The 21,683-nt window shown below is 65.3% G+C and carries 16 protein-coding genes; 8 read left to right on the forward strand and 8 right to left on the reverse strand.

What is annotated here, in order from left to right; translation table 11 throughout:
- Positions 1 to 219: 219 nt before the first annotated feature.
- The 8 genes from P6U23_RS00365 (at position 220) to P6U23_RS00400 (ending at position 14,279) form a co-directional block, all read left to right on the forward strand.
- Entirely contained in the window at positions 220 to 2,724 is a 2,505-nt protein-coding gene (locus P6U23_RS00365; RefSeq protein ID WP_407177670.1) for an ATP-binding protein, read from the forward strand.
- A complete protein-coding gene (tsaE, locus tag P6U23_RS00370; RefSeq protein ID WP_407177671.1) occupies positions 2,721 to 4,259 on the forward strand; it encodes a tRNA (adenosine(37)-N6)-threonylcarbamoyltransferase complex ATPase subunit type 1 TsaE in 1,539 nt (512 codons plus the stop codon). The genes P6U23_RS00365 and tsaE overlap by 4 nt, the downstream gene beginning before the upstream one ends.
- Positions 4,260 to 4,569: 310 nt before the next feature.
- Positions 4,570 to 4,893 carry a PilZ domain-containing protein gene (locus P6U23_RS00375; RefSeq protein WP_407177672.1) on the forward strand — a complete coding sequence of 108 codons (324 nt, stop codon included), beginning with the start codon at positions 4,570 to 4,572 and terminating at the stop codon, positions 4,891 to 4,893.
- 117 nt (positions 4,894 to 5,010) lie between these two features.
- Complete coding sequence (locus tag P6U23_RS00380) at positions 5,011 to 5,733, forward strand: nucleotidyltransferase family protein (RefSeq protein WP_407177673.1); 723 nt, start codon at positions 5,011 to 5,013, stop codon at positions 5,731 to 5,733.
- Positions 5,734 to 5,930: 197 nt separating this feature from the next.
- Entirely contained in the window at positions 5,931 to 9,077 is a 3,147-nt protein-coding gene (addB, locus tag P6U23_RS00385; protein ID WP_407177674.1) for a double-strand break repair protein AddB, read from the forward strand.
- Positions 9,071 to 12,574, forward strand: a complete 3,504-nt coding sequence (addA, locus tag P6U23_RS00390) for a double-strand break repair helicase AddA (RefSeq protein WP_407177675.1) — start codon at positions 9,071 to 9,073, stop codon at positions 12,572 to 12,574. Before addB ends, addA begins: the two co-directional genes overlap by 7 nt.
- Before the next feature lie 72 nt (positions 12,575 to 12,646).
- Complete coding sequence (gene trxA, locus P6U23_RS00395; RefSeq protein ID WP_407177676.1) at positions 12,647 to 12,967, forward strand: thioredoxin; 321 nt, start codon at positions 12,647 to 12,649, stop codon at positions 12,965 to 12,967.
- A 301-nt stretch (positions 12,968 to 13,268) separates the two neighbouring features.
- Complete coding sequence (locus P6U23_RS00400) at positions 13,269 to 14,279, forward strand: ATP-dependent DNA ligase (protein WP_407177677.1); 1,011 nt, start codon at positions 13,269 to 13,271, stop codon at positions 14,277 to 14,279.
- 104 nt (positions 14,280 to 14,383) lie between these two features.
- Here the strand turns inward: P6U23_RS00400 and P6U23_RS00405 are convergent, their stop codons facing one another.
- The 8 genes from P6U23_RS00405 to sppA form a co-directional block, all read right to left on the reverse strand.
- Positions 14,384 to 15,727: a bifunctional folylpolyglutamate synthase/dihydrofolate synthase gene (locus P6U23_RS00405; protein WP_407177678.1), complete on the reverse strand. Its 1,344-nt coding sequence runs from the start codon at positions 15,725 to 15,727 to the stop codon at positions 14,384 to 14,386.
- Positions 15,724 to 16,665 carry an acetyl-CoA carboxylase, carboxyltransferase subunit beta gene (gene accD, locus P6U23_RS00410; protein ID WP_407177679.1) on the reverse strand — a complete coding sequence of 314 codons (942 nt, stop codon included), beginning with the start codon at positions 16,663 to 16,665 and terminating at the stop codon, positions 15,724 to 15,726. The genes P6U23_RS00405 and accD overlap by 4 nt, the downstream gene beginning before the upstream one ends.
- A gap of 93 nt (positions 16,666 to 16,758) precedes the next feature.
- Positions 16,759 to 17,595, reverse strand: a complete 837-nt coding sequence (gene trpA, locus P6U23_RS00415) for a tryptophan synthase subunit alpha (protein ID WP_407177680.1) — start codon at positions 17,593 to 17,595, stop codon at positions 16,759 to 16,761.
- On the reverse strand, positions 17,592 to 18,809 hold the full coding sequence (gene trpB, locus P6U23_RS00420; RefSeq protein ID WP_407177681.1) for a tryptophan synthase subunit beta: 1,218 nt from the start codon (positions 18,807 to 18,809) through the stop codon (positions 17,592 to 17,594). The genes trpA and trpB overlap by 4 nt, the downstream gene beginning before the upstream one ends.
- Positions 18,806 to 19,465 carry a phosphoribosylanthranilate isomerase gene (locus P6U23_RS00425; protein ID WP_407177682.1) on the reverse strand — a complete coding sequence of 220 codons (660 nt, stop codon included), beginning with the start codon at positions 19,463 to 19,465 and terminating at the stop codon, positions 18,806 to 18,808. The genes trpB and P6U23_RS00425 overlap by 4 nt, the downstream gene beginning before the upstream one ends.
- A gap of 55 nt (positions 19,466 to 19,520) precedes the next feature.
- Positions 19,521 to 19,907, reverse strand: a complete 387-nt coding sequence (locus tag P6U23_RS00430) for a lipopolysaccharide assembly protein LapA domain-containing protein (RefSeq protein WP_407177683.1) — start codon at positions 19,905 to 19,907, stop codon at positions 19,521 to 19,523.
- 118 nt (positions 19,908 to 20,025) lie between these two features.
- Entirely contained in the window at positions 20,026 to 20,325 is a 300-nt protein-coding gene (locus P6U23_RS00435; RefSeq protein WP_024509552.1) for an integration host factor subunit beta, read from the reverse strand.
- A 171-nt stretch (positions 20,326 to 20,496) separates the two neighbouring features.
- Complete coding sequence (gene sppA / locus P6U23_RS00440) at positions 20,497 to 21,477, reverse strand: signal peptide peptidase SppA (RefSeq protein ID WP_407177684.1); 981 nt, start codon at positions 21,475 to 21,477, stop codon at positions 20,497 to 20,499.
- Positions 21,478 to 21,683: the final 206 nt, after the last annotated feature.

Consider the following 21,683-nt stretch of genomic DNA (forward strand, 5'->3'; position numbering starts at 1 on the left):
ACTGGCAGAGGTGGACCACCGCGCTCACGACGAACAAGCGAATTCATTTTCATCAAAATGAAACGCGCGCGGTTCCACTTTTTGCACAACAAGATTCACGTTCACGGTCTGGACTCTTACCCCTAGAGTCCCCCTGGCGATATTGTTCTTTGATTCGCGAACGGCGCGGCAAGGCGATCCGCGACCGCTCGCGAAAATTCGTGCGGTTTTGGGGCAATCATGTCAGGCGTAATCGTGGCGATGCGTCGGACGCTGCTGTCGTGCACATCGCTGGCACGCAACGGCCTGGGCGGACTTGCCACAGCAACGCTGTGGCCGGGCAGCAGCGCTCAGGCCGCCGACATCTCGGCGCTCGACAGCATCGCGACCACCCTCGCCTTCAACCGCCAGGACATCGCGGTACTCGCCGGAGTCCTGGCACTGCTCGGTTTCTCGGTGGTATCGGCCATTCTGCTGGTGCGCGCCCGCGTGGGCGCGGCACGCGACGAGGCGCGGCTGCGTGGCCGCATTGGCGATCTCCAGGTCGAGGCCGACAGCTACCGCGCGTTGCTGTTCGCCGAGCCGCAGGTGCTGATCGCCTGGGCCGCCGGCGACGACCGCCCGCAGATCTCCGGCGACATCTCGCTTCTGGTGCATCAGGATCTGCCGCAGCGCGTGCTTGCCTTCGGCACCTGGCTGCCGCCGGAACCGGCGCTGCAGATGGATCATGCGGTGGATGCCTTGCGCGAGACCGGCGAAGGCTTCTTGCTCAATCTCACCACCGCGAACGGACGCGCCATCGAGGCGATGGGCCGCGCCATCGGCGGGCAGGCAATCGTGCGCATCCGCGAGCTCAGCGGGCTGCGCAGGGAACTTGCGGAAACCAACCTGCGCTATCGACAGCTCACGGAGGAAACCGAGCTATTGCGCGGCTTCGCCGCCGCGGCACCCTGGCCGATTTGGGCCCGCGGCACGCAGGGCGGCCTGACCTATGTCAATGACGCCTATGCCCGCGCGGCCGACGCGGCCGGCATCACCGATGCCATCAGCCGCAATCTCGAACTGCTCGACAGCGCCGACCGCACCGACATGGAACGCGCGCTGAAGAGCGGGACGAGTTTCAGCGCGCGCCTGCCGATCGTCGCCGGCGGCGAGCGGCGCATCTACGACGTGCGTGCCGTCAATATCGCAGGCGGCAGCGTCGGCATCGCCATCGATGCCAGCGAGGCGCATGCGCTGAGCTCGGCCCTGGTGCGGATGGCGGAAGCGCATCGTCGGACGCTCGACCAGCTCTCCTCCGGCGTTGCCGTCTTCAACGGCCAGCGCCGGCTCGCCTTCTATAACGATTCCTACCGGCGGCTATGGGACCTCGAGCCGGCCTTTCTCGACGGCCATCCCGATGATTCCAGTGTCCTGGATCGGCTGCGCGCCGCGCGTAAGCTGCCCGAGCAGGCGGATTTCCGCGCCTGGAAAGCCAAGCTGCACGAGGCCTATCGTGCGGTCGAGACCGCCAAGGACACCTGGTTCCTGCCCGACGGCCGCGCGCTCAGCGTGGTCACCACGCCCAATCCCGAAGGCGGCGTCACCTATCTGTTCGACGACGTCACCGAAAGCCTCGATCTGGCGCGGCGGTTCGACGGCCTGATCCGCGTCCAGCGCGAGACGCTGGACAGCCTGGCCGAAGGCGTCGCCGTGTTCGGCAGCAACGGAAGGGCGCGTCTGTTCAACCCGGCCTTTGCCAAAATGTGGAAGCTGTCGGCGGAGGCGCTGCGGGAGGAGCCGCATATCGATACCGTCGCCGCCTGGTCCAAGCCGCTGTTCGACGACGCACGGGCCTGGCAAATCGTCCGCGAGGCGATCACCGGAATCGAGAACCGGATCGACGTGCCGCTCAAGATGGAACGCAAGGACGGCAGCGTGCTCGACTGCCTGATCCGGCCGCTTCCGGACGGCGCCACCATGGTGACCTTCCAGGACATCACCGATACCGAAAATGTCGAGCGCGCACTGCGCGAAAGCAACGAGGCGCTCGAGGCCGCCGGCCAGATGAAGATCGATTTCGTCCACCACGTGTCCTACGAATTGCGCGCGCCGCTGACGACCATCATCGGTTTTGCGCATTTCCTCAGCGATCCCTCGACCGGGCCGCTGACACCGAAACAGGCCGAATACCTGGACTACGTCACCAAATCGGCCAACGCGCTGCTGGCCCTGACCAACAACATTCTCGACCTCGCCACCATCGATGCCGGCGCGATGCGACTGGAACTCGGGCCCGTCGACGTGCCGAAGGCGATCGCCGCCGCGGCCGAAGGCGTCCAGGACCGGCTCGCCACCGACCGCATCCACCTGAGGGTCAATATCGCCCCGAACATCGGCAGGTTCGTCGGCGACGAGCGCCGCGTGGTCCAGGTGTTGTATAATCTGCTGGCCAACGCTGTCGGATTTTCGCCACAGGACGCAGCCGTCGTGATCAACGCCATCAGGACCGATCACAGCATCATCTTCACCGTGACCGACTCAGGCCCGGGCATCCCGCCCGACATGAAGGACAAGGTGTTCGACTGGTTCGAGAGCCGCTCCCACGGCTCACGCCACCGCGGCGCCGGGCTCGGGCTGTCGCTGGTGCGCTCCTTCGTCGAGCTGCACGGCGGCAAGGTGCGGGTGGATTCGGCGATCGGCAAGGGCACCACGGTGACTTGCGAATTTCCGACCGATCAGGCGCAGCGTCACGCAGCGGAATGACGGAAGCTGCGACATTCTCGGCGCTGCTGGCCGACGAGGCCGCGACCGCGCATCTGATGGCGGATCTCGCGCTGCTGATCGGCCCCGGCGATGTCATCACGCTGTCGGGCGACCTCGGCGCCGGCAAGACCACCGCGGCGCGGGCGATGATCCGCTACCTCGCCGACGATGAGGAGCTGGAGGTCCCAAGCCCCACTTTCACGCTGGCGCAATCCTACGATCTGCCATCCTTTCCGCTCGTTCACGCCGACCTCTACCGCGTCAGCGACGCGAGCGAGCTGGAAGAGATCGGACTCTCGCCATTGCCCGAGGCAACGGTTGTCCTGATGGAATGGCCGGAGCGCGCCGGCGACATGCTGCCGGCCGACCGCATCGACATCAATTTCAGCCATCGCCCCGAGCACGACACCGGCGCACGCGCCGCCGAGGTCAAAGGCTTCGGCAGGGGCGCGGCGCAGGTCGAACGGCTGAAGTCGCTCAGGCAATTCCTCGAGCAGGCCGGCTTTCTCGCAGCCAGGCGACGCCGCATGGCCGGCGATGCCTCCATCCGCTCCTATGCGCGGCTGCTGCGCGACGGCGAAAGCCTCATCCTGATGAACTCGCCGCGGCGGCCGGACGGGCCGCCCGTCTATGACGGCAAGCCCTATAGCGCCGCGGTGCATCTGGCCGAGGACGTTAAACCCTTTGTCGCCATCGCGGGGGGCTTGCGTGCGCATGGTTTCTCCGCGCCCGAGATTTATCACGCCGATCTCGAGAGCGGGTTTTTGATCACGGAGGATTTCGGCAGCGAGTGCTTCTTCGAAGGCGATCCGCCACACCCGATTCCGGACCGCTATGAGACGGCGACCGACATGCTGGCGGCGCTGCACGGCAAAACGCTGCCGGAAACGCTGCCGCTGGCACCGCATGCGGACTTTCGCATTCCGCTGTTTGATACCGATGCGCTTTTGGTCGAGATCGGATTGATGGCGGAATGGTATCTACCGGATCGCGGCGTCACGCTGACTGAAGTCTTGCGCGCCGAATTCCTCGAGCTATGGCGGGAGCTCCTGGAAACGCCGGCGGCGGCCGCAAAGAGCTGGGTGCTGCGCGATTTCCATTCCCCCAACCTGATCTGGCTGGAGGAGCGGGCTGGAATCGCCCGGGTCGGCCTGATCGATTTCCAGGACGCGGTGCTGGGCCCGGCTGCTTATGATTTGGTGTCGCTGCTGCAGGACGCGCGGCTCGACGTTCCAGAACAGCTCGAGCTCTCGCTTCTGTCGCGCTACATCAAGGCGCGGCGTGAGGCCGATGCCAATTTCGATGCGAGCGCCTTTGCCGCGCTCTACGCCATCATGTCGGCACAGCGCAACACGCGCCTGCTCGGCACGTTCGCCCGGCTGAACCGGCGCGACGGCAAGCCGCATTATCTGCGCCATCAGCCGAGAATCTGGACCTATCTGACGAGGTCATTGGCCCACCCCGCCCTCGCGCCGATCAAGGCCTGGTATGCGGCCCACGTGCCGCCGCCTGCTCCGTCATTTACCGCTTCTTAGTCAATATTCCGTTAGTCTCGCGCGAGCGGCATTGTGTCCAGAAGTCGCGGCGCTGCTCTCAAACCATCATCCCCGCGCAAACGGGCTTCGTCGTTTGTCGCTGGAGGTGCTCGCCACCGGGTCCGCGCGAAGCGCGGCCCGATGACAGGCTCCACGAGCCTCGAAGGATGAACGGCCCGGCCGTAACAAACGTGGCCGTCCACCTTTCGAGACGGCTGCATAGCGGCCTCCTCGGGGCGAGCGGGATGGTTGAGCGCCCGGCCCTCTGGAAGGACCAACTTGCCTCCTGACGTGAAGGCTGGAGCGGAAGATGACGAATGAACGGCGCACCGGCGACCGCGTCGTGTTCGAACGCGGCATACCGGCGTTTATGATGGGCATCGACGGAACCTGGCGGCGCAACTGCATCCTGGAGGATGTGTCCGAGACCGGCGCGAAGCTGACCGTCGAGGGCTCCGTCGAAGGGCTGCATTTGAAGGAATTCTTCCTGCTGCTGTCGTCGACCGGCCTCGCCTACCGGCGCTGCGAGCTGTCCTGGGTCAATGGCGACCAGATCGGGGTGAATTTCATCAAACAAGGCGACAAAAGCAGGCGGGACGGACGACGGCAGACGCTTGACCCGGCGGTCGTATAATCGTCATCTCGGATCGCTATGGCAGCGGGAATGCGTGCCGACCGAATCAGCGCGGGTAGCATCATCAGCGCGATAGGACCGGCCTCCAGAAGGAAAACAGCTCGAGACTCCCTGAACATGTCGGTCAAGCCCACCAAAGCCATGGTTCTCGCCGCAGGCCTCGGACTGCGCATGCGCCCGCTGACCGATCACAAGCCGAAGCCGCTGGTCGAGGTCGCGGGGCAACCGCTGCTCGACCATGCGCTGGACAAGCTCGCAGACGCCGGCGTCAGCGAGGCCGTGGTCAATGTGCATTATCTGCCCGACCAGATCATCGCCCATGTCGCCTCGCGCACGCGTCCGCGCGTGATCATTTCCGACGAGCGCGATCGCGTGCTCGGCACCGGCGGGGGCGTGGTCAAAGCGCTGCCTCTGCTTGGCACGGCTCCGTTCTTCCATCTCAATTCGGACACGATGTGGATCGACGGCGTGCGCCCCAACCTGACGCGGCTGGCCGAGACCTTCGATCCCGCGCGGATGGATATTCTGCTCTTGATGGCGCCGACCGCGAGCAGCATCGGCTACAGCGGCTGCGGCGATTACGCCATGCTGCCCGACGGCGCCTTGCGCAAGCGTCGCGAGAACCAGGTGGTGCCGTTCGTCTATGCGGGTGCGGCGATCATGTCGCCCGCGATCTTCACGGAGGCCCCCGCCGGCGAGTTCTCGCTCACCAAGATGTTCGACCGCGCCAACGAGCAGGAACGCCTGTTCGGCCTGCGGCTGGACGGCGTCTGGATGCACGTGGGAACGCCGGACGCGATCGCCGCCGCTGAAGAGGCGTTTTTGGAGAGCGTGGCGTAACGCGCTTTCGTCGTAGGATGGGTTGAGCGTAGCGAAACCCATCACAACCGGCCGTGGAGCGATGGGTTTCACTTCGTTCAACCCATCCTACAAAGCCTTGCTCGATCTATCCCCGCAATCCCCTGGACAACTCCCGCGCATGACCAACGCGCCGCTAACCCCTATATTGCGCGCAAATCGGTCGAATCACCAATCTCATGCGCGTCTACAGCGTTCCCCTCTCCGTCCCCTTTCTGCGCACCGTGATTGCCGCCCTGATTGACGGCAGGCTGGTCGCGGGCTTTGACGCGCGCGAGGATCCGGCGCGGCTTGCGGCGGCGACGCTGTATCTGCCGACCCGCCGCGCCGTGCGCGTGGCGCGTGAAGTCTTCCTCGACGAATTGAGCACCGATGCCGTGGTGCTGCCGCGCATCGTCGCGCTCGGCGATATCGACGAAGACGAGCTCCTGTTCGGCGACGAGGCCGACCTAACAGGTGGAACCGCGGCGCTCGAGATTCCGCCAAAGCTCGGCGAGCTGGAACGCCGCCTGACGCTGGCACGGCTGGTGGCCGCCTGGGCCAAGGGCGAAGTGCTGGCGCCGCTGGTCGTCGGCGGCCCTGCCTCGACGCTGTCGCTCGCCTCGGACCTCGCGCGGCTGATGGACGACATGGTCACGCGCAACGTGCCGTGGGACGCACTTGACGATCTCGTGCCCGATCAGCTCGACCAATATTGGCAGCACTCGCTGCAATTCCTGCAGATCGCGCGCCAAACCTGGCCCGCTCATCTCGCCGAAATCGGCAGGATCGAGCCGGCGGCGCGGCGCGATCTATTGATCGCGGCGGAAGCGAAGCGGCTGAGTCTGCATCATGCCGGCCCGGTCATTGCGGCAGGTTCGACCGGCTCGATGCCGGCCACCGCAAAATTTCTTCACGCCGTGGCGAAGTTGAGAAACGGCGCCGTGGTGCTGCCGGGCCTCGATACCGATCTGGACGAAGCGGCCTGGAAAACCATCGGCGGCACCAAGGACGCGCAAGGCAAATTCGAGATTCATCCCGCCTCGAACCATCCGCAATATGCCATGCACGCCCTGCTCAAGCGTTTCGGCATCGAGCGCCGCGACGTCGAGAGTCTCGTCCCGCCGGCACCGCATGGCCGCGACGTGCTGCTGTCTGAGGCGATGCGGCCTTCGCATGCGACCCACCATTGGCACGAGCGGCTGCAGCAGCCCGACGTCGCCGCCGCCATTGCGCGCGGCATGACCAATGTGGCCGTCGTCGAGGCGCCGAACGCCGAGATAGAGGCGCTCGCGATTGCGGTCGCCATGCGCGAAGCACGGCACTTGCAGAAATCCGCCGCGCTCGTCACACCCGACCGCGCGCTGGCGCGCCGCGTGATGGCCGCCCTGAGCCGGTGGAATCTCGATTTCAACGATTCCGGTGGTGAGGCCTTGATCGAAACCTCCGCCGGAGTTTTCGCACGCCTCGCGGCCGAGACGATCGCAAAGCGGCTGGAGCCGCCGACGCTGCTCGCGCTGCTCAAGCACCCGCTGTGTCGCTTGGGCGGCACGGCAGGCGCGTTCAAGCCCGCCATCGAAGCCTTGGAACTGGCGCTGCTGCGCGGCACGCGGCCGCAACCGGGCACGGCGGGCCTTTCGCACGAGTTCGCGCGCTTCCGCGATGAACTCGGTAAATTGCGCCGCGGCGAGCCCTGTTCGCTGCATGTGGCCGAGCTGCGGGCGCGGCTCACGCAGACACAGCTCGACCGCATCGAAACCCTGATCGCGATGCTGAAGGCCGCGCTCGCGCCGCTGGAAAGCCTCGCTCCACTAAAGCCCTACGACTTCGCCGAGCTGGCGCAGCGCCATCACGAGGTGCTGATCGCCTTGTCGCGCGACGAGCGCGGCATTGCGCTGGCCTTGGAGGGACAGGATGGCGCGGCGCTCGCCGCGGCGTTCGACGATCTGCTTGCGGAGCAACGGCGCAGCGGTCTGATGCTGCAGCTCCCCGACTATCCCGAGCTGTTCCAGACGGCCTTTGCGGATCGCGCGGTGCGGCGGCCGGAACGTGCCGGGGCCACGCTCCACATCTACGGCCCCCTGGAATCGCGGCTGATGCAGGCCGACCGCATCATCGTGGGCGGGCTGATCGAAGGCGTCTGGCCGCCGGCGCCGCGCATGGACCCCTGGCTGAGCCGACCGATGCGCCATGAGCTTGGCCTTGACCTGCCGGAGCGGCGTATCGGCCTCTCCGCCCACGACTTCGCCCAGTTGCTTGGCGGCGAGGACGTCATCCTCACCCATTCCGCCAAGGCCGGCGGCGCGCCGGCCGTGGCGTCGCGTTTCCTGCATCGGCTGGAGGCGGTCGCGGGCGAGGCGCTCTGGAAAGCCGCCAAGGGCAGAGGCGCGCATTACGTCCGCTTCGCCCAAGAACTCGATCGCCCGGACAAGGTCGAGCCGATCGCGCAGCCCGCGCCAAGGCCGCCGCGCGCCACCCGGCCCCTCAAACTGTCGGTTACCGCGATCGAGGACTGGCTGCGCGATCCCTACACCATCTACGCCAAATATATCCTACGGCTGGATGCGCTCGATCCTGTCGACATGCCGCTGTCGGCGGCCGATCGCGGCTCGGCGATCCACGATGCCATTGGCGAGTTCACCAAGGCGTTCGCCGAGAAGCTTCCCGAGGAGCCGGCGCGGACCTTGCGCGAGATCGGCGCCCAATATTTTGCACCGCTGATGGAGCGCCCCGAGGCGCGGGCGCTGTGGTGGCCGCGCTTTCAGCGCATCGCGGCCTGGTTCGCCGATTGGGAGGTGGCGCGGCGTGAGACGATCGAGGCGATCGAGGCCGAGATCCGCGGTGAGATCGCGATCCCGCTCGACAACGAACGCAGTTTCAAGCTTTCGGCGCGCGCCGACCGCATCGAGCGTCGCCGCGACGGCACGTTCGCCATTCTCGACTACAAGACCGGCCAGCCGCCGACCAGCAAGCAGGTGCGCATGGGCCTGTCGCCGCAGCTCACGCTGGAAGCCGCGATCCTGCGCGAAGGGGGCTTCGCCGGCATTCCAGCCGGCAGCTCCGTCGGCGAGCTGATCTATGTCAGGCTCTCCGGCAACAATCCACCCGGGGAAGAACGCGTGCTGGAGTTGAAGATCAACAAGGGCGACCAGCCGCAGCCGCCCGATGTCGCCGCCGACCAGGCGCGGCGCAAGCTCGAAGCGCTGGTGCGGGCTTTCGATGATGAACACCAGGCCTATACCTCGCTGAACCTGCCGATGTGGAGCAACCGCTACGGCACCTATGACGATCTCGCCCGCATCAAGGAATGGTCGGCGGCGGGCGGTTTGGGGCTGGAAGAATGGTGAAGGCGCCGCGTCCCATACCGGAGGCCGTGCGCGCCACGCAAGCGCGCGCGTCGGATCCAACCGCATCGAGCTTCGTCTCGGCGAATGCCGGCTCGGGCAAGACGCATGTGCTGGTGCAGCGGGTGATTCGGCTGTTGCTCGCCCGCGTGCCGCCGGAGAGAATCCTCTGCATTACCTTCACCAAGGCCGCCGCCGCCAACATGGCGGAGCGAGTGTTCTCGACGCTCGGCCACTGGGTCACGCTCGATGATGCCGCGCTCGATGCCGCGATCCGCGAGGCCGGCATTCCCTATCCCAACGCGCGCTTGCGTGCGGAGGCGCGCAAATTGTTTGCCAGCGCGCTGGAAACGCCCGGCGGCCTGAAGGTGCAGACCATCCATGCGCTCTGTACCCGCCTGCTGCAGCAGTTTCCCTTCGAGGCCAACGTTCCCGCGCGCTTTGCCGTGCTTGATGACCGTGACCAGGCCGAGATGATGGAGCGCGCCAATCTCAAAGTGTTCCTGGAAGCGTCGCGCGATCCGCAAAGCGCCACCGGACGGGCGCTTCTAACCGCGATGGCGAGCGCAGCCGACGTTACCTTCAAGGATGTGGTGCGCGAAGCCTGCCTGTCCCGCGATCACTTCATGCGCTGGACCGATGCCGCCGGCACCGCCGAGGCCGCGGCGGCGCAAATGTCGGCAGCGCTAGGCGTCAGCGCCGCCGATCGCATCGAGGACGTCGAAACCGACATTCTGGATGGGCGGTTCCTGCCGCGCGCACGCTGGCAGGAGATCGCCTTGGTGCTCGAGACCGGCAGCAAGTCGGACCAGGAGCAGGCAAGCCGCTTGCGCGCGGCGCTGGCGTTTTCCGGCAGTGCGCAGGTCGACGCCTACCTGACCGTGTTCCTGACCGACGACAAGACGCCGCGCAAATCCGTCATCACCAGGAAATTTGCCGATGCCAATCCGAGCGTGGCGCGGCTGTTCGAGGCGGAAGCCGCACGTCTGGACAGGCTGATCGAGAAGCGGCGGGCACTGGCGGTGCGCGACCGCACCCAGGCCCTGCTTTACATCGCAACCGCCGCCGCGGCCAATTACCGCCGCGAGAAGACGGAGCGCGGCCTGCTCGACTATGACGACCTGATCGACAAGACACTCGAGATGCTGAACCGCTTCTCCTCGAGCTGGGTGCATTACAAGCTCGACCGCGGCGTCGATCATGTACTGATCGACGAGGCGCAGGATACCAGCCCCAAGCAGTGGGACATCATTGCTCATCTGATCGAGGAGTTCACCTCGGGCGAAGGCGCGCGCGAGGGCGTGACCCGCACCATCTTCGCCGTCGGCGACGAAAAGCAGTCGATCTTCTCCTTCCAGGGCGCCGCTCCCCATGAATTCGACCTGCGCCGCCGCGCGCTGAAAAAGAAGTTCGAGGACGCCGGGCTCAAATTCGATCCCGTCTCCTTCACTTATTCGTTCCGCTCGGGGCCGGCCATCCTGCAATCCGTCGACCACGTGTTCCGGGACGAGGCGATCTACCGCAGCATCCATGCGGAAAACACTTATCCCGTGCATGAATCGCTGACCGACGCCGGCCCCAGCCTGATCGAGTTCTGGGATTTGGCGCAAGCCGATGACAAGCAGGACATCGAAGGCTGGCGCGCGCCGTTCGATGGCGTCTCTGCGACCAGCCCCGAAGTCAAGCTCGCGCGCCGCATCCAGGCCGAGATCAAGCGGCTGATCGAGAGTAGCACGATGACCGGACATGCCGGCGCGCGGCGGCCGCTGCGCTACGGCGATGTCCTGATTTTGGTGCGCAGGCGCGGCAACGCGTTCGATGCCGTGATCCAGGCCTTGAAGCACGCCAATATTCCGGTCGCCGGTGCGGACCGCCTGAAGCTGACCGAACACATCGCCATCATCGATTTGATGAATCTTGCCGATGCGCTGCTGCTCCCGCAAGACGATCTCGCCTTGGCGGTGGCGCTGAAAAGCCCGCTGTTCGGCCTGGACGATGACGATCTCTTCGAACTCGCCTGGGAGCGCAAGGGCAGCCTGCGCCAGGCGCTGGCGCAGCATGCCGCAACAGACGAAAAATTCCGCGCGGCGTTCAAGCGGCTCGAGCAGTGCGAACGCCGTTCCGCCAATGAGACGCCGTTTGCCTTCTACGCCTGGCTGCTCGGCGGCGACGGCGGCCGCAACCGGTTCTTGCGACGGCTGGGCCAAGAGGCCAATGACGCGCTCGACGAATTTCTCGAGCTTGCCTTGAACTACGAGCGCAAGGCACCGGCTTCGCTGCAGGGCTTCCTCGCCTGGCTGCGCGCGGCCGACACTGAAGTGAAGCGCGACATGGAAATCTCGCGCGACGAAGTCCGCGTCATGACCGTGCACGGTGCCAAGGGGTTGGAGGCCTCCGTGGTGTTCCTGGTCGACACGACCTCTTCGCCGGCGGACACGCAACGGCTGCGGCTGATCCATCTGCCCGATGGCAGAGACGGCGAAGTCGTGGTCTGGGCCGGGCGCAAGGCGGATGATCCGGCCGCAGTCGCCGGCGCCCGCGCCGCGATGCTGGGCGACATTGAGGACGAATATCGTCGCCTGCTCTATGTGGCGATGACGCGCGCGGCCGATCGCCTGATCGTCGGCGGCTGCATGCCCGGCAACATGAACAGCGTGCGAAAGCTGTGCTGGTACGACCTGATCGCGAGGGGCCTCGCCAATTCCGGACTGACGGAACAAACCATCGAGACACCCGATGGTCCGGTGAAGCGCTTTTCGCGGCCACAGGATGCGCTTCCCGCCGCGGGCGCCGCGGAGCCGACCGCGACCGGCGCGCCTTGTGAACTGCCGGAATGGCTGGCAGTCCCGCTGCCGGCACTCGCTCGCATCGACAATCCGCTGCGCCCGTCGGATGCGGGTGGCGCGGGCCGCGGCATGCGGCCGGGCGAATCGCCCGTGCTGCGCTCGCGCGCCATGCAGCGTGGCACGCTGGTGCACCGTCTGCTGCAATCGCTGCCTGACATCGCGGCGCCGCGACGGCGCGACACCGCGCTTGCCTATCTCGCCCGCAATGCGGCTGACTGGAGCGCGGACGAGCGGGGCGCGCTCGCGACAAACGTGCTGGCGCTGATCGAGGATCGCCGCTTCGCGCCCGTGTTCGCGGAAGGAAGCCGCGCCGAAGTCTCGATCGTCGGCCGGCTCGACTTGCCCGGGCGGCCGCTAGTATCAGGCCAGATCGACCGCCTGGTGGTGACGGACCGCGAGGTGCTGATCGTCGACTTCAAGACCAATCACAATCCGCCCGCCAACGCCGCCGAGGCGCCGGAGCATTACGTCCGCCAGCTTGCCCTGTACCGGGCGGTGCTGGCCAGGCTTTATCCGCAACGCAGCATAAGGACCGCGCTTCTCTGGACCGAAACCCCTGAATTCATGGAGATTTTACCGCCCGCGCTGGACGCGGCGCTGGCATCCCTGGATCGGGCCCCAGGCGCGCTTGACCCGGCAAGACCCCGTTCATAGGTTTTGTTGCATGATCCCGGGCGCGATTCTTTCACTTGCCGCGCCTTTCTCCAACTTAAGCGAGGTAGTCCCATGGCCGTTGGTAAAGTATCTGACGCCGATTTCGAAGCTGAAGTGCTCAAGGCGTCCGGCCCGGTCGTCGTCGATTTCTGGGCCGAATGGTGCGGCCCCTGTCGCATGATCGCGCCCGCGCTTGACGAGATCGCCGGCGCCATGGGCGACAAGGTCAAGATCGTCAAGCTCAACGTCGACGAGAGCCCCAAGACGGCTTCCAAGTATGGCGTGATGTCGATCCCGACCTTGATGATCTTCAAGGGCGGCGAAATGGCGTCCCGCCAGGTCGGCGCCGCGCCGAAGCAGAAGCTGCAGCAGTGGATTTCCGCTGCGGTCTGACCCCTAGCGTCGATAGCAATCTTTTTAGAATGGCCGGCGATTTTCGCCGGCCGTTTGCGTTGAGAGGACAGTTGTCGCCTTACGGCATAACCGTTTTGGACTGAAACGAACTCCTAGCTCTCACCGGCAGCCTGAGGTGCTCGCAGGGCGAGCGCCTCCAGCGACAAACGGCGACGCCGTTTGCGCGGGGATGACGGTCAAGCAGCGTGCCTGCTCCGGTCCAAAATAATCACCGCCCGGAGGTCTTTCCTTGTCTCCTCGCGCCCGAAGAGCCGCTTCCCAACACCGCACAACCGAGGCGATGGAAGCGCGATCGGTCGATGTGATCCCGCAAGGGAACGAATGGCAATACGAACCGAAGTGGGACGGCTTTCGCTGCCTCTTGTCCCGCGACGGCGACAAGGTCGATCTGCGCTCGAAATCCGGCGAGGCGCTGGCGCGCTATTTCCCCGAATTGGTCGAGGCGGCGCTGCGGCTGAAGGCGACCTCCTTCCTGCTCGATGGCGAGATCGTCGTGCCGCACGGCAAGGGCTTCTCCTTCGACGATCTCTTGCAGCGGATTCATCCCGCCGCCAGCCGGGTGAAAAAACTGTCGCAGGAAACGCCGGCGCTCTTTATCGCTTTCGACCTGCTCGCCGACCCGAAGCATCGCGAGCTTGCCACGCAGGCGCTCAGCGAACGCCGCGCCGCGCTGGAAGCCTTCGCCAAAGCCAATTTCAAATCCAACCCGACCTTCCGCCTGTCGCAAACAACGACCAGCTACGCGACCGCACGAAAATGGCTGGCGGAGTCGGGCGGCGGCTGCGACGGCGTGATCGCGAAGCGGCGCGACCTGCCCTATCAGGCGGGAAATCGCGAGGGCATGCAGAAGATCAAAAAGCTCCGCAGCGCCGATTGCGTGGTCGGCGGCTTCCGCTATGCGACCAAGAGCATCGCCGGCAAGAAGGTCGTCGGCTCATTGCTGCTCGGGCTCTATGACGATGACGGCCTGCTCAATCATGTCGGTTTCACCTCGGCGATCAAACAGCAGGACAAACCCGCGCTCACCGAAAAACTCGAACCGCTGATCGCCCCGCCCGGCTTCACCGGCAATGCGCCGGGCGGCCCCAGCCGCTGGTCGACCGAACGCTCGACGCAGTGGTGTCCGCTCAAACCAAAGCTCGTGATCGAGGTCTGCTACGACCATTTCTCCGGGATGCGGTTTCGCCACGGCACCTCGATCCTGCGCTGGCGCCCGGACAAGGCACCGCGGCAATGCACCTTCGATCAGCTCAAGCAGAAGGCGGCCGATCCGAGAAAGCTGCTGGCTTGAGGGATACCGAGTGAGCGGAGCTGAGTTGGTTCACTCGGTTCACCTCTCCCCGCTGGGGAGAGGTCGATCGAATTCGTGGCCCGACCGATTTAAGCAATCATCCTCTACACCGGCGGCGTGCCGTTGAGCGCCAGCACGTGGCCGGCCAGATAGAGCGAGCCCGTGATCAGGATCCGCGGCGGCACCTCGTAGGCGAGCCGCGCAATCGCGCACAGCGCCGCCTCCACGCCATCGGCGATCTCCACGCGCATGCCGAGCGCACGTGTGGCATCGGCGACCTTTTCCGGCGGCATCGCATTGTCCTGCCCGGGAATTGGCACGGCGATGATGTGGCGCGTCAGTCCGGCGAAATTGGTGAGAAATGCCTGGGCGTCCTTGTTGGCCATCATGCCGGCGACCACCACCAGCGGGCGCGACACACGTTCTTCCAGATCGCCGAGCGCCGCCGCGGCGACGCGGCCGCCTTCCGCGTTGTGACCGCCATCCAGCCAGATCTCGCAACCTTGCGGGCCAAGGCCGATCAGGCTCCCTGCGGAAAGCCGCTGCATCCGCGCCGGCCATTCGGCATTGACCATGCCGGCCTCAAACGCGGCATGCGGAATCCTGAGCTTGTCGACCACGCGTAAGGCCGCAATTGCAAGCCCGGCATTGTCGAACTGATGCCGCCCGAACAATTTTGGCGCGGCGAGATCCATGAGACCGCGATCATCCTGATAGACCAGCCGGCCGCGCTCCACGCCGACATGCCATTGCTGGCCCGCGGCATAAAGCGGCGCACGCCGGCGCCGCGCCTGCAGCTCGATCACGTCCATCGCTTCTGGCGGCTGCTCGGCGCAGACGACCGGGACGTTGCGCTTGATGATGGCGGCCTTTTCGCCGGCGATCGAGGTCAGGCTATCCCCGAGGAAGTCGGTGTGATCCATGCTGATCGGCGTCAGCACGGCGGCAAGCGGCGTCTCGATCACATTGGTTGCGTCCAACCGGCCGCCGAGTCCGACTTCCAGCAGCACCGCATCGGCCGGATGCTCCGCGAAAAGGCAAAAGGCCGCCGCGGTCTTGGCCTCGAAAAAGGTGATGGGATCGCCGGCATTGGCCTGCTCGCAGCGAGCAAACGCCGCGCATAATTCATCGTCGGTCGCCAGTCGGCCGCCGCCGGCTTGGCCGAGCCGGAAGCTCTCATTGATGCGCACCAGATAGGGCGAGGTATAGGTGTGAACGCGCAAACCTGCGGCTTCCAGGATCGCGCGCAAATAGGCGACCGTCGAGCCCTTGCCGTTGGTGCCGGCAACATGGATCACCGGCGGCAGCTTTTGCTCGGGATGATCGAGCTGCGCGAGCAGACGATGGACACGATCAAGCGTGAGATCGATCCGCTTGGGATGCAGCGCGGAGAGCCGTGCGATCAGCTCGTCGAGCCGCGCTCGCGGTGTATCGGCGGCCGCGTTCACGCGTGCGGAGCGGCCGGCGCGACGTCGGGCGCCGCGATGATCGTCGCCGGCTCGGGAACGAGCGGCGCTGTTTTCGCCCCGCCCGGCAGCGCAGGCGATTTGGTCAGCAGCCGTAACAGGCGCGCCAGCGTCGGACGCAGATCGTGGCGATGCACGACCATGTCGACCATGCCGTGGTCTTTCAGATATTCGGCGCGCTGAAAGCCTTCCGGCAGTTTTTCGCGAATGGTCTGCTCGATGACGCGCGCGCCGGCAAAGCCGATCAGGGCGCCGGGTTCGGCGATGTGGACGTCGCCGAGCATGGCATAGGAGGCGGTCACGCCGCCGGTGGTCGGGTTGGTGAGCACCACGATATAGGGCAGCCGCGCCTCGCGCAGCATCTGCACGGCCACCGTCGTGCGCGGCATCTGCATCAGCGACAGGATGCCCTCCTGCATGCGCGCGCCGCCGGAGGCCGCGAACATGATGAACGGCGATTTCTTCTCCACGGCCAGTTCCATGCCGCGGACGATCGCCTCGCCCGCCGCCATGCCGAGCGAGCCGCCCATGAACTCGAAATCCTGCACGGCGATGACGACGCCCGCGCCTTCCAGCTTGCCGTAGCCGACCTTCACGGCATCATTCAGATTGGTGCGGGCGCGCGCGTCCTTGACGCGGTCGGCATAGCGCTTCTCGTCGCGGAATTTGAGGGGATCGGGCGTCACCTCGGGCAGCGCCACGTCGAACCAGGTCTCGTTGTCGAAGATCGATTTCAGCCGCGCCACCGCGCCCATGCGCATGTGGTAGTTCGAGCCGGGGATCACGAACTGGTTGGCCTCGACGTCCTTGTAGAACACGAGCTGCCCGGAATCGGGGCACTTGATCCACAAATTCTCCGGCGTCTCCCGCCGCAGCATGTTGCGGATCTTCGGCCGGACCACGTTGGTGAGCCAATTCATGTTTCGCTCCGGTTTGCGATAAGCCTTGCCGATCGCATGGGATATATGGCGGCTGCGCACGGGCCGGCAAGCCGCCGCTGAACTCCAAGCGGCCTATTCCGCAGCCGCTTGCGCGCCTCGGACGCCCTGCGCCAAGGACGCAGCCAGCTCCGCTACCGCATCAACGGTGTTCGCGGTCGCCTGCCCCTTGGCATCGAGGCTCGCGCGCAAGGCATCGACCAGCGCGGTGCCGACCACCGCACCGTCGGCATGCTCGGCAATGGCGCACGCCGCTTGCGGGGTCTTGATGCCGAAACCGACGCAGACCGGCAGGCTGGTATGCCGCTTGATCCGCGCGACCGCCTCGCTGACCGCCTTGGAATCGGCGGCCGCCGCACCGGTGATGCCGGTGATCGAGACGTAATAGACAAAGCCGGAGGTATTGGCGAGCACCGCGGGCAGCCGCTTGTCGTCGGTGGTCGGCGTCGCCAGGCGGATGAAGTTGAGCCCAGCCTTCAACGCAGGCACGCAGAGCTCGGTGTCTTCCTCCGGCGGCAGGTCGACGATGATCAGGCCGTCGACGCCGGCGGACTTCGCGTCCGCGAGGAACTTGTCGACACCATAGATGTAGATCGGATTGTAATAGCCCATCAGCACCAGCGGCGTCGCATCGTCGTCCTTGCGGAAGGCGCGCACCAGCTCCAGCGTCTTCTTGAGCGTCATGCCGCCCTTGAGCGCGCGCACGCCCGCGGCCTGGATCGAAGGCCCGTCCGCCATCGGATCGGTGAAGGGCATGCCGATCTCGATGACATCGGCACCCGCCTTCGGCAGCGCCTTGATGATGGCAAGCGAGGTCTGGTAATCGGGATCGCCGGCCATGACGAAGGTCACGAAAGCCGAGCGTCCCTCGCGCTTGAGCTGAGCGAAACGCGCATCGATGCGGGTGGTCATGACTTCTTTCCCCGCAGGATGTCGCCGACTTGCGGGACGTCCTTGTCGCCGCGGCCGGAGAGATTGACGACCATCAAATGATCCTTGGGCCGCTGTGGCGCGAGTTCCATCACTTTGGCGATCGCATGCGCGGACTCCAGCGCCGGGATGATGCCCTCCAGGCGTGACAAAAGCTGGAACGCAGCGAGCGCTTCGTCGTCGGTCGCGGAGAGATATTTCACGCGCCCGATTTCATGCAGCCAGGAATGCTCCGGGCCGATGCCGGGATAATCGAGCCCCGCGGAGATCGAATGAGCGTCCTGGATCTGGCCGTCATCGTTCATCAGCAGATAGGTGCGGTTGCCGTGCAGCACGCCCGGCCGCCCGCCGGCGATCGAGGCGGCGTGCAATTGCGTCAGCCCGTGGCCGGCCGCCTCGACCCCATAGATCTCCACACTGGGATCATCGAGGAACGGATGAAACAGCCCGATCGCATTGGAGCCGCCGCCGACGCAGGCAATGAGCGAATCCGGCAGCCGTCCCTCGGCTTCCTGGAGCTGCTTGCGCGTCTCGTTGCCGATCACCGACTGGAAGTCGCGCACCATCATCGGATAGGGGTGGGGGCCTGCGACCGTGCCGATGCAATAGAAGGTGTTGTGCACGTTGGTGACCCAGTCGCGCAGCGCTTCGTTCATCGCGTCCTTCAGCGTGCGCGAGCCCGACTGCACCGGAAACACTTTTGCCCCCAGCATCTCCATGCGGATGACATTGGGCTGCTGCCGCGCCACGTCGACCGCGCCCATATAGACCACGCATTCCAGGCCAAAGCGCGCGCAGAGCGTCGCGGTGGCGACACCATGCTGGCCGGCGCCGGTCTCGGCGATGATGCGCTTCTTGCCCATGCGCCGCGCCAGCATGATCTGGCCGAGCACATTGTTGACCTTATGTGAGCCGGTGTGGTTGAGCTCCTCGCGCTTGAGATAAACCTTGGCGCCGCCGAGATGCTCGGTCAGCCGCTCAGCCAAGTAGAGCGGCGAGGGCCGGCCGACATAGTCGCGCAGGTAGCCGTTCATTTCCGCCTGGAACGCCGGATCGGCCTTGGCCTCGGCATAGGCCTTCTCCAGGTCGAGGATCAGCGGCATCAAGGTTTCCGCGACAAAGCGGCCGCCGAAGATGCCGAAATGGCCGCGCTCATCGGGGCCGCTGCGGTAGGAATTTGGTCTTGCGGGAGTCATCGGATGGCCAGCTCTTGCGTCGCGCGCGCGGCGCGGATGAAGCGTTCGATCATTGCGGGATCCTTCACACCGGCCGCACGCTCGACCCCGGAGGAAACGTCCACGCCGCCTGCGCGCGTGACGCGGACGGCCTCGGCGACATTGTCGGCGGAGAGCCCGCCGGAGACCATGAACGGCAGCGTGATGTCCAGATTTTGCAGGACGCGCCAGTCGAAAACGGCGCCCAGCCCGCCCGGCCGCGTCGCGCCCTTGGGCGCACGGGCGTCGAACAGGATGCGATCACAGACGGCGGCATAGTCCGGCAACACGGCAAGGTCGGCAATGGTTTCGACGGCGAGCACCTTCATCACCTCGAGCCCGAATTTGCGCTTGAGGTCGGTCACGCGGGCGCCGCTCTCGCGACCATGCAGTTGCAGGATGTCGGGCTTGAGTGCCTCCACGACATCGGAAAGCGTGGCATCGTCGGCATCGACCGTCAACGCGACCTTTTTCGCGCGGCCGCGCACCTGGCCGCCGAGCTCGCGCGCGGCCTCAAGCGACAGGTGCCGCGGCGAGGGCGGGAAGAAGACGAACCCCACCATGTCCGCACCCGCGCTGAGCGCCGCATCAAGCGTCTCGCGCGTGGACAGGCCACATATTTTGACCAGCAGGGACATGGGTCTCGGTTAACGAAAAACGCTTCTGACGAAAAGGGTTTCTGACCGGGGCGGTTTACAACGTCGCGCCCTGCTTGTCTCGCCCGGAAACCCCGTAAAAGCCGCCTTGCGAGGGGGCCGGAAGCCCCCGGGTTTCCGGCCCCCTGCTGGTCGCGCGCAGACCGGCCAACTCAGCCCGCAGCGAGCGGGCGTCGGCCTCGTGCCGACGTGCTGCCCGCCGCCAATGCCGCTGACCGAGCCAGGTTGCGCAGCCGCCTGCAATGACGCCGACGATCGCCACCGCGATGATCAGCGCGAACAGCGGCATGGATACCGCAAGCGCGGGATCGGCCGAATTGAAGGGATCGAACGAGACCGTGACGAAATGCCGGTTCGCGACCGCAAAGGCGATGAAGATCAGGGCCAGCGGAATCACGATCACATAGGTGATGAATTTTCGCATGAATCGCGCTCGCGTTGATCGCCGTTGTGCGGCCGCCGCATCGTACGCCATGGCCGATACGGCAATTGAGGCCGATACAGTATTTTTGAGGCCTCTACTTAGGCCATCGCGCTAAACCTTAGCCGCCGCTTTCTGGATTGTCGCGGTTCAGCCGTTCGCGCATTTCCTTGCCGGTCTTGAAGAACGGCACGTTCTTCTGATCGACCGGAACATGCGCGCCGGTGCGCGGATTGCGCCCCGCACGCGCCGGACGGTGCTTGACCGAGAACGCGCCGAAGCCGCGCAACTCGACCCGATCGCCGCGCGCCAAGGCCGCAACGATCTCATCGAGGATGGCGTTCACGATGTTCTCGACATCCCGCTGGTAGAGATGCGGGTTGTGCTCGGCAATGCGCTGAACCAGTTCGGATTTGATCATCGAAAGGTGGGCCCGGGAGCGTGGGCCATCATTTCCGTGAAAATACCTTGAATTGTCAAGACGCTAAATCAAATTTGGGCGCGATGAAAAGGTGTGACAAAGGGCGGAAATTGGGGTTTGTCCCGATACCCGCAATACGGGAAAACTCGTCATAAATGGAATTCGTGCCCCTCAATTGGTTCCGGCGGGCTCCCAAAGCGCCAACATTCCATCCAGACTGACGCGATCTACGGCTTGCGTCATGCCGGTCAGCTCGATTTGCTGCGCGATGCCGCGCAGGCCCAACGCATCCAGCGTAATGGACGCGGCCGTGCGCAGGAATGTGAGATCGCCGAAGCTCGGGGTGAGCTTGTAGTCGCGCACGGGCAGATCTTTTTTGACCTTCTTCTGCTCGACCAGCCAGGCGATCGCGGTTCTTTCATCGCCGAGCTGATCGATCAACTTGAGATCGACCGCCTGGCGTCCGGTGAATACGCGCCCATCTGCGACTTTCTCGAGCAGTTCGTCGTCCATGCCGCGACGTTCCTTCACCAGCCCGCGGAACCACGCATAGGAATCCTTCACCAGCGCATCCAGCGCCGCGCGCGCTTCGGGGCTTGTCGGTTCATAACCGTTGGGCGCCGCTTTCAGCGGCGATGACTTCACTTCCTCGATCTTGACGCCGATCGTCTTCAAGAGCTCGGCGACGTTCGGATATTGAAACAGCACGCCGATCGAGCCGACCAGCGAACTCTGCTGCGCGACGATGTGGTCCGCGGCAATCGCTGCGATATAGCCGCCGGAGGCCGCGAGGCCCTCGACGACCACGACCAGCGGCTTCTTCGCTTTCAGCTCCGTCAGCGCGTTGTAAAGCTGTTCCGAGCCGGCTGTGGTGCCACCGGGCGAATTGATATGAACGATCACGGCCGCGGCATTTGACTTACCAAGCCGCTCCAGCGCCTCGACGCGCTCCTGGTTGCTGCGAATCAGGCCTTCGATGTTGACGCGCTCGATCGAGCCCGCGGTGGTGAACGTGCTGCGCCCGCGCGGCGACACCATGACGGCGACCGCGACAATGGCCGCGATCGCAATCACGGCGGCGGACACACGCCAGAACGTCAGCTTGCGGCGCATCCTGCGGCGATCGACGATCACGTCCGAATCAAGCGACATCGAAATGCTCCCAATTACCTCTCGCGCGCGTTTCGCATTGGCTACGTCAGCAACGCGGGATCTCCATACACCAATTGCCGCCTAATATGAAGAAACCGTGGCCCATCGTCGCATTGCGAAAGCTGGGGCCTCGAACCGAAGGCCCTCGCGAACCGTCATCCCCGCGCAAACGCTTCGCCGTTTGTTGCTGCAGGTGCTCGCGAAAG

Source organism: Bradyrhizobium sp. STM 3562 (assembly GCF_045571435.1).
Taxonomy (GTDB): Bacteria; Pseudomonadota; Alphaproteobacteria; order Rhizobiales; family Xanthobacteraceae; genus Bradyrhizobium.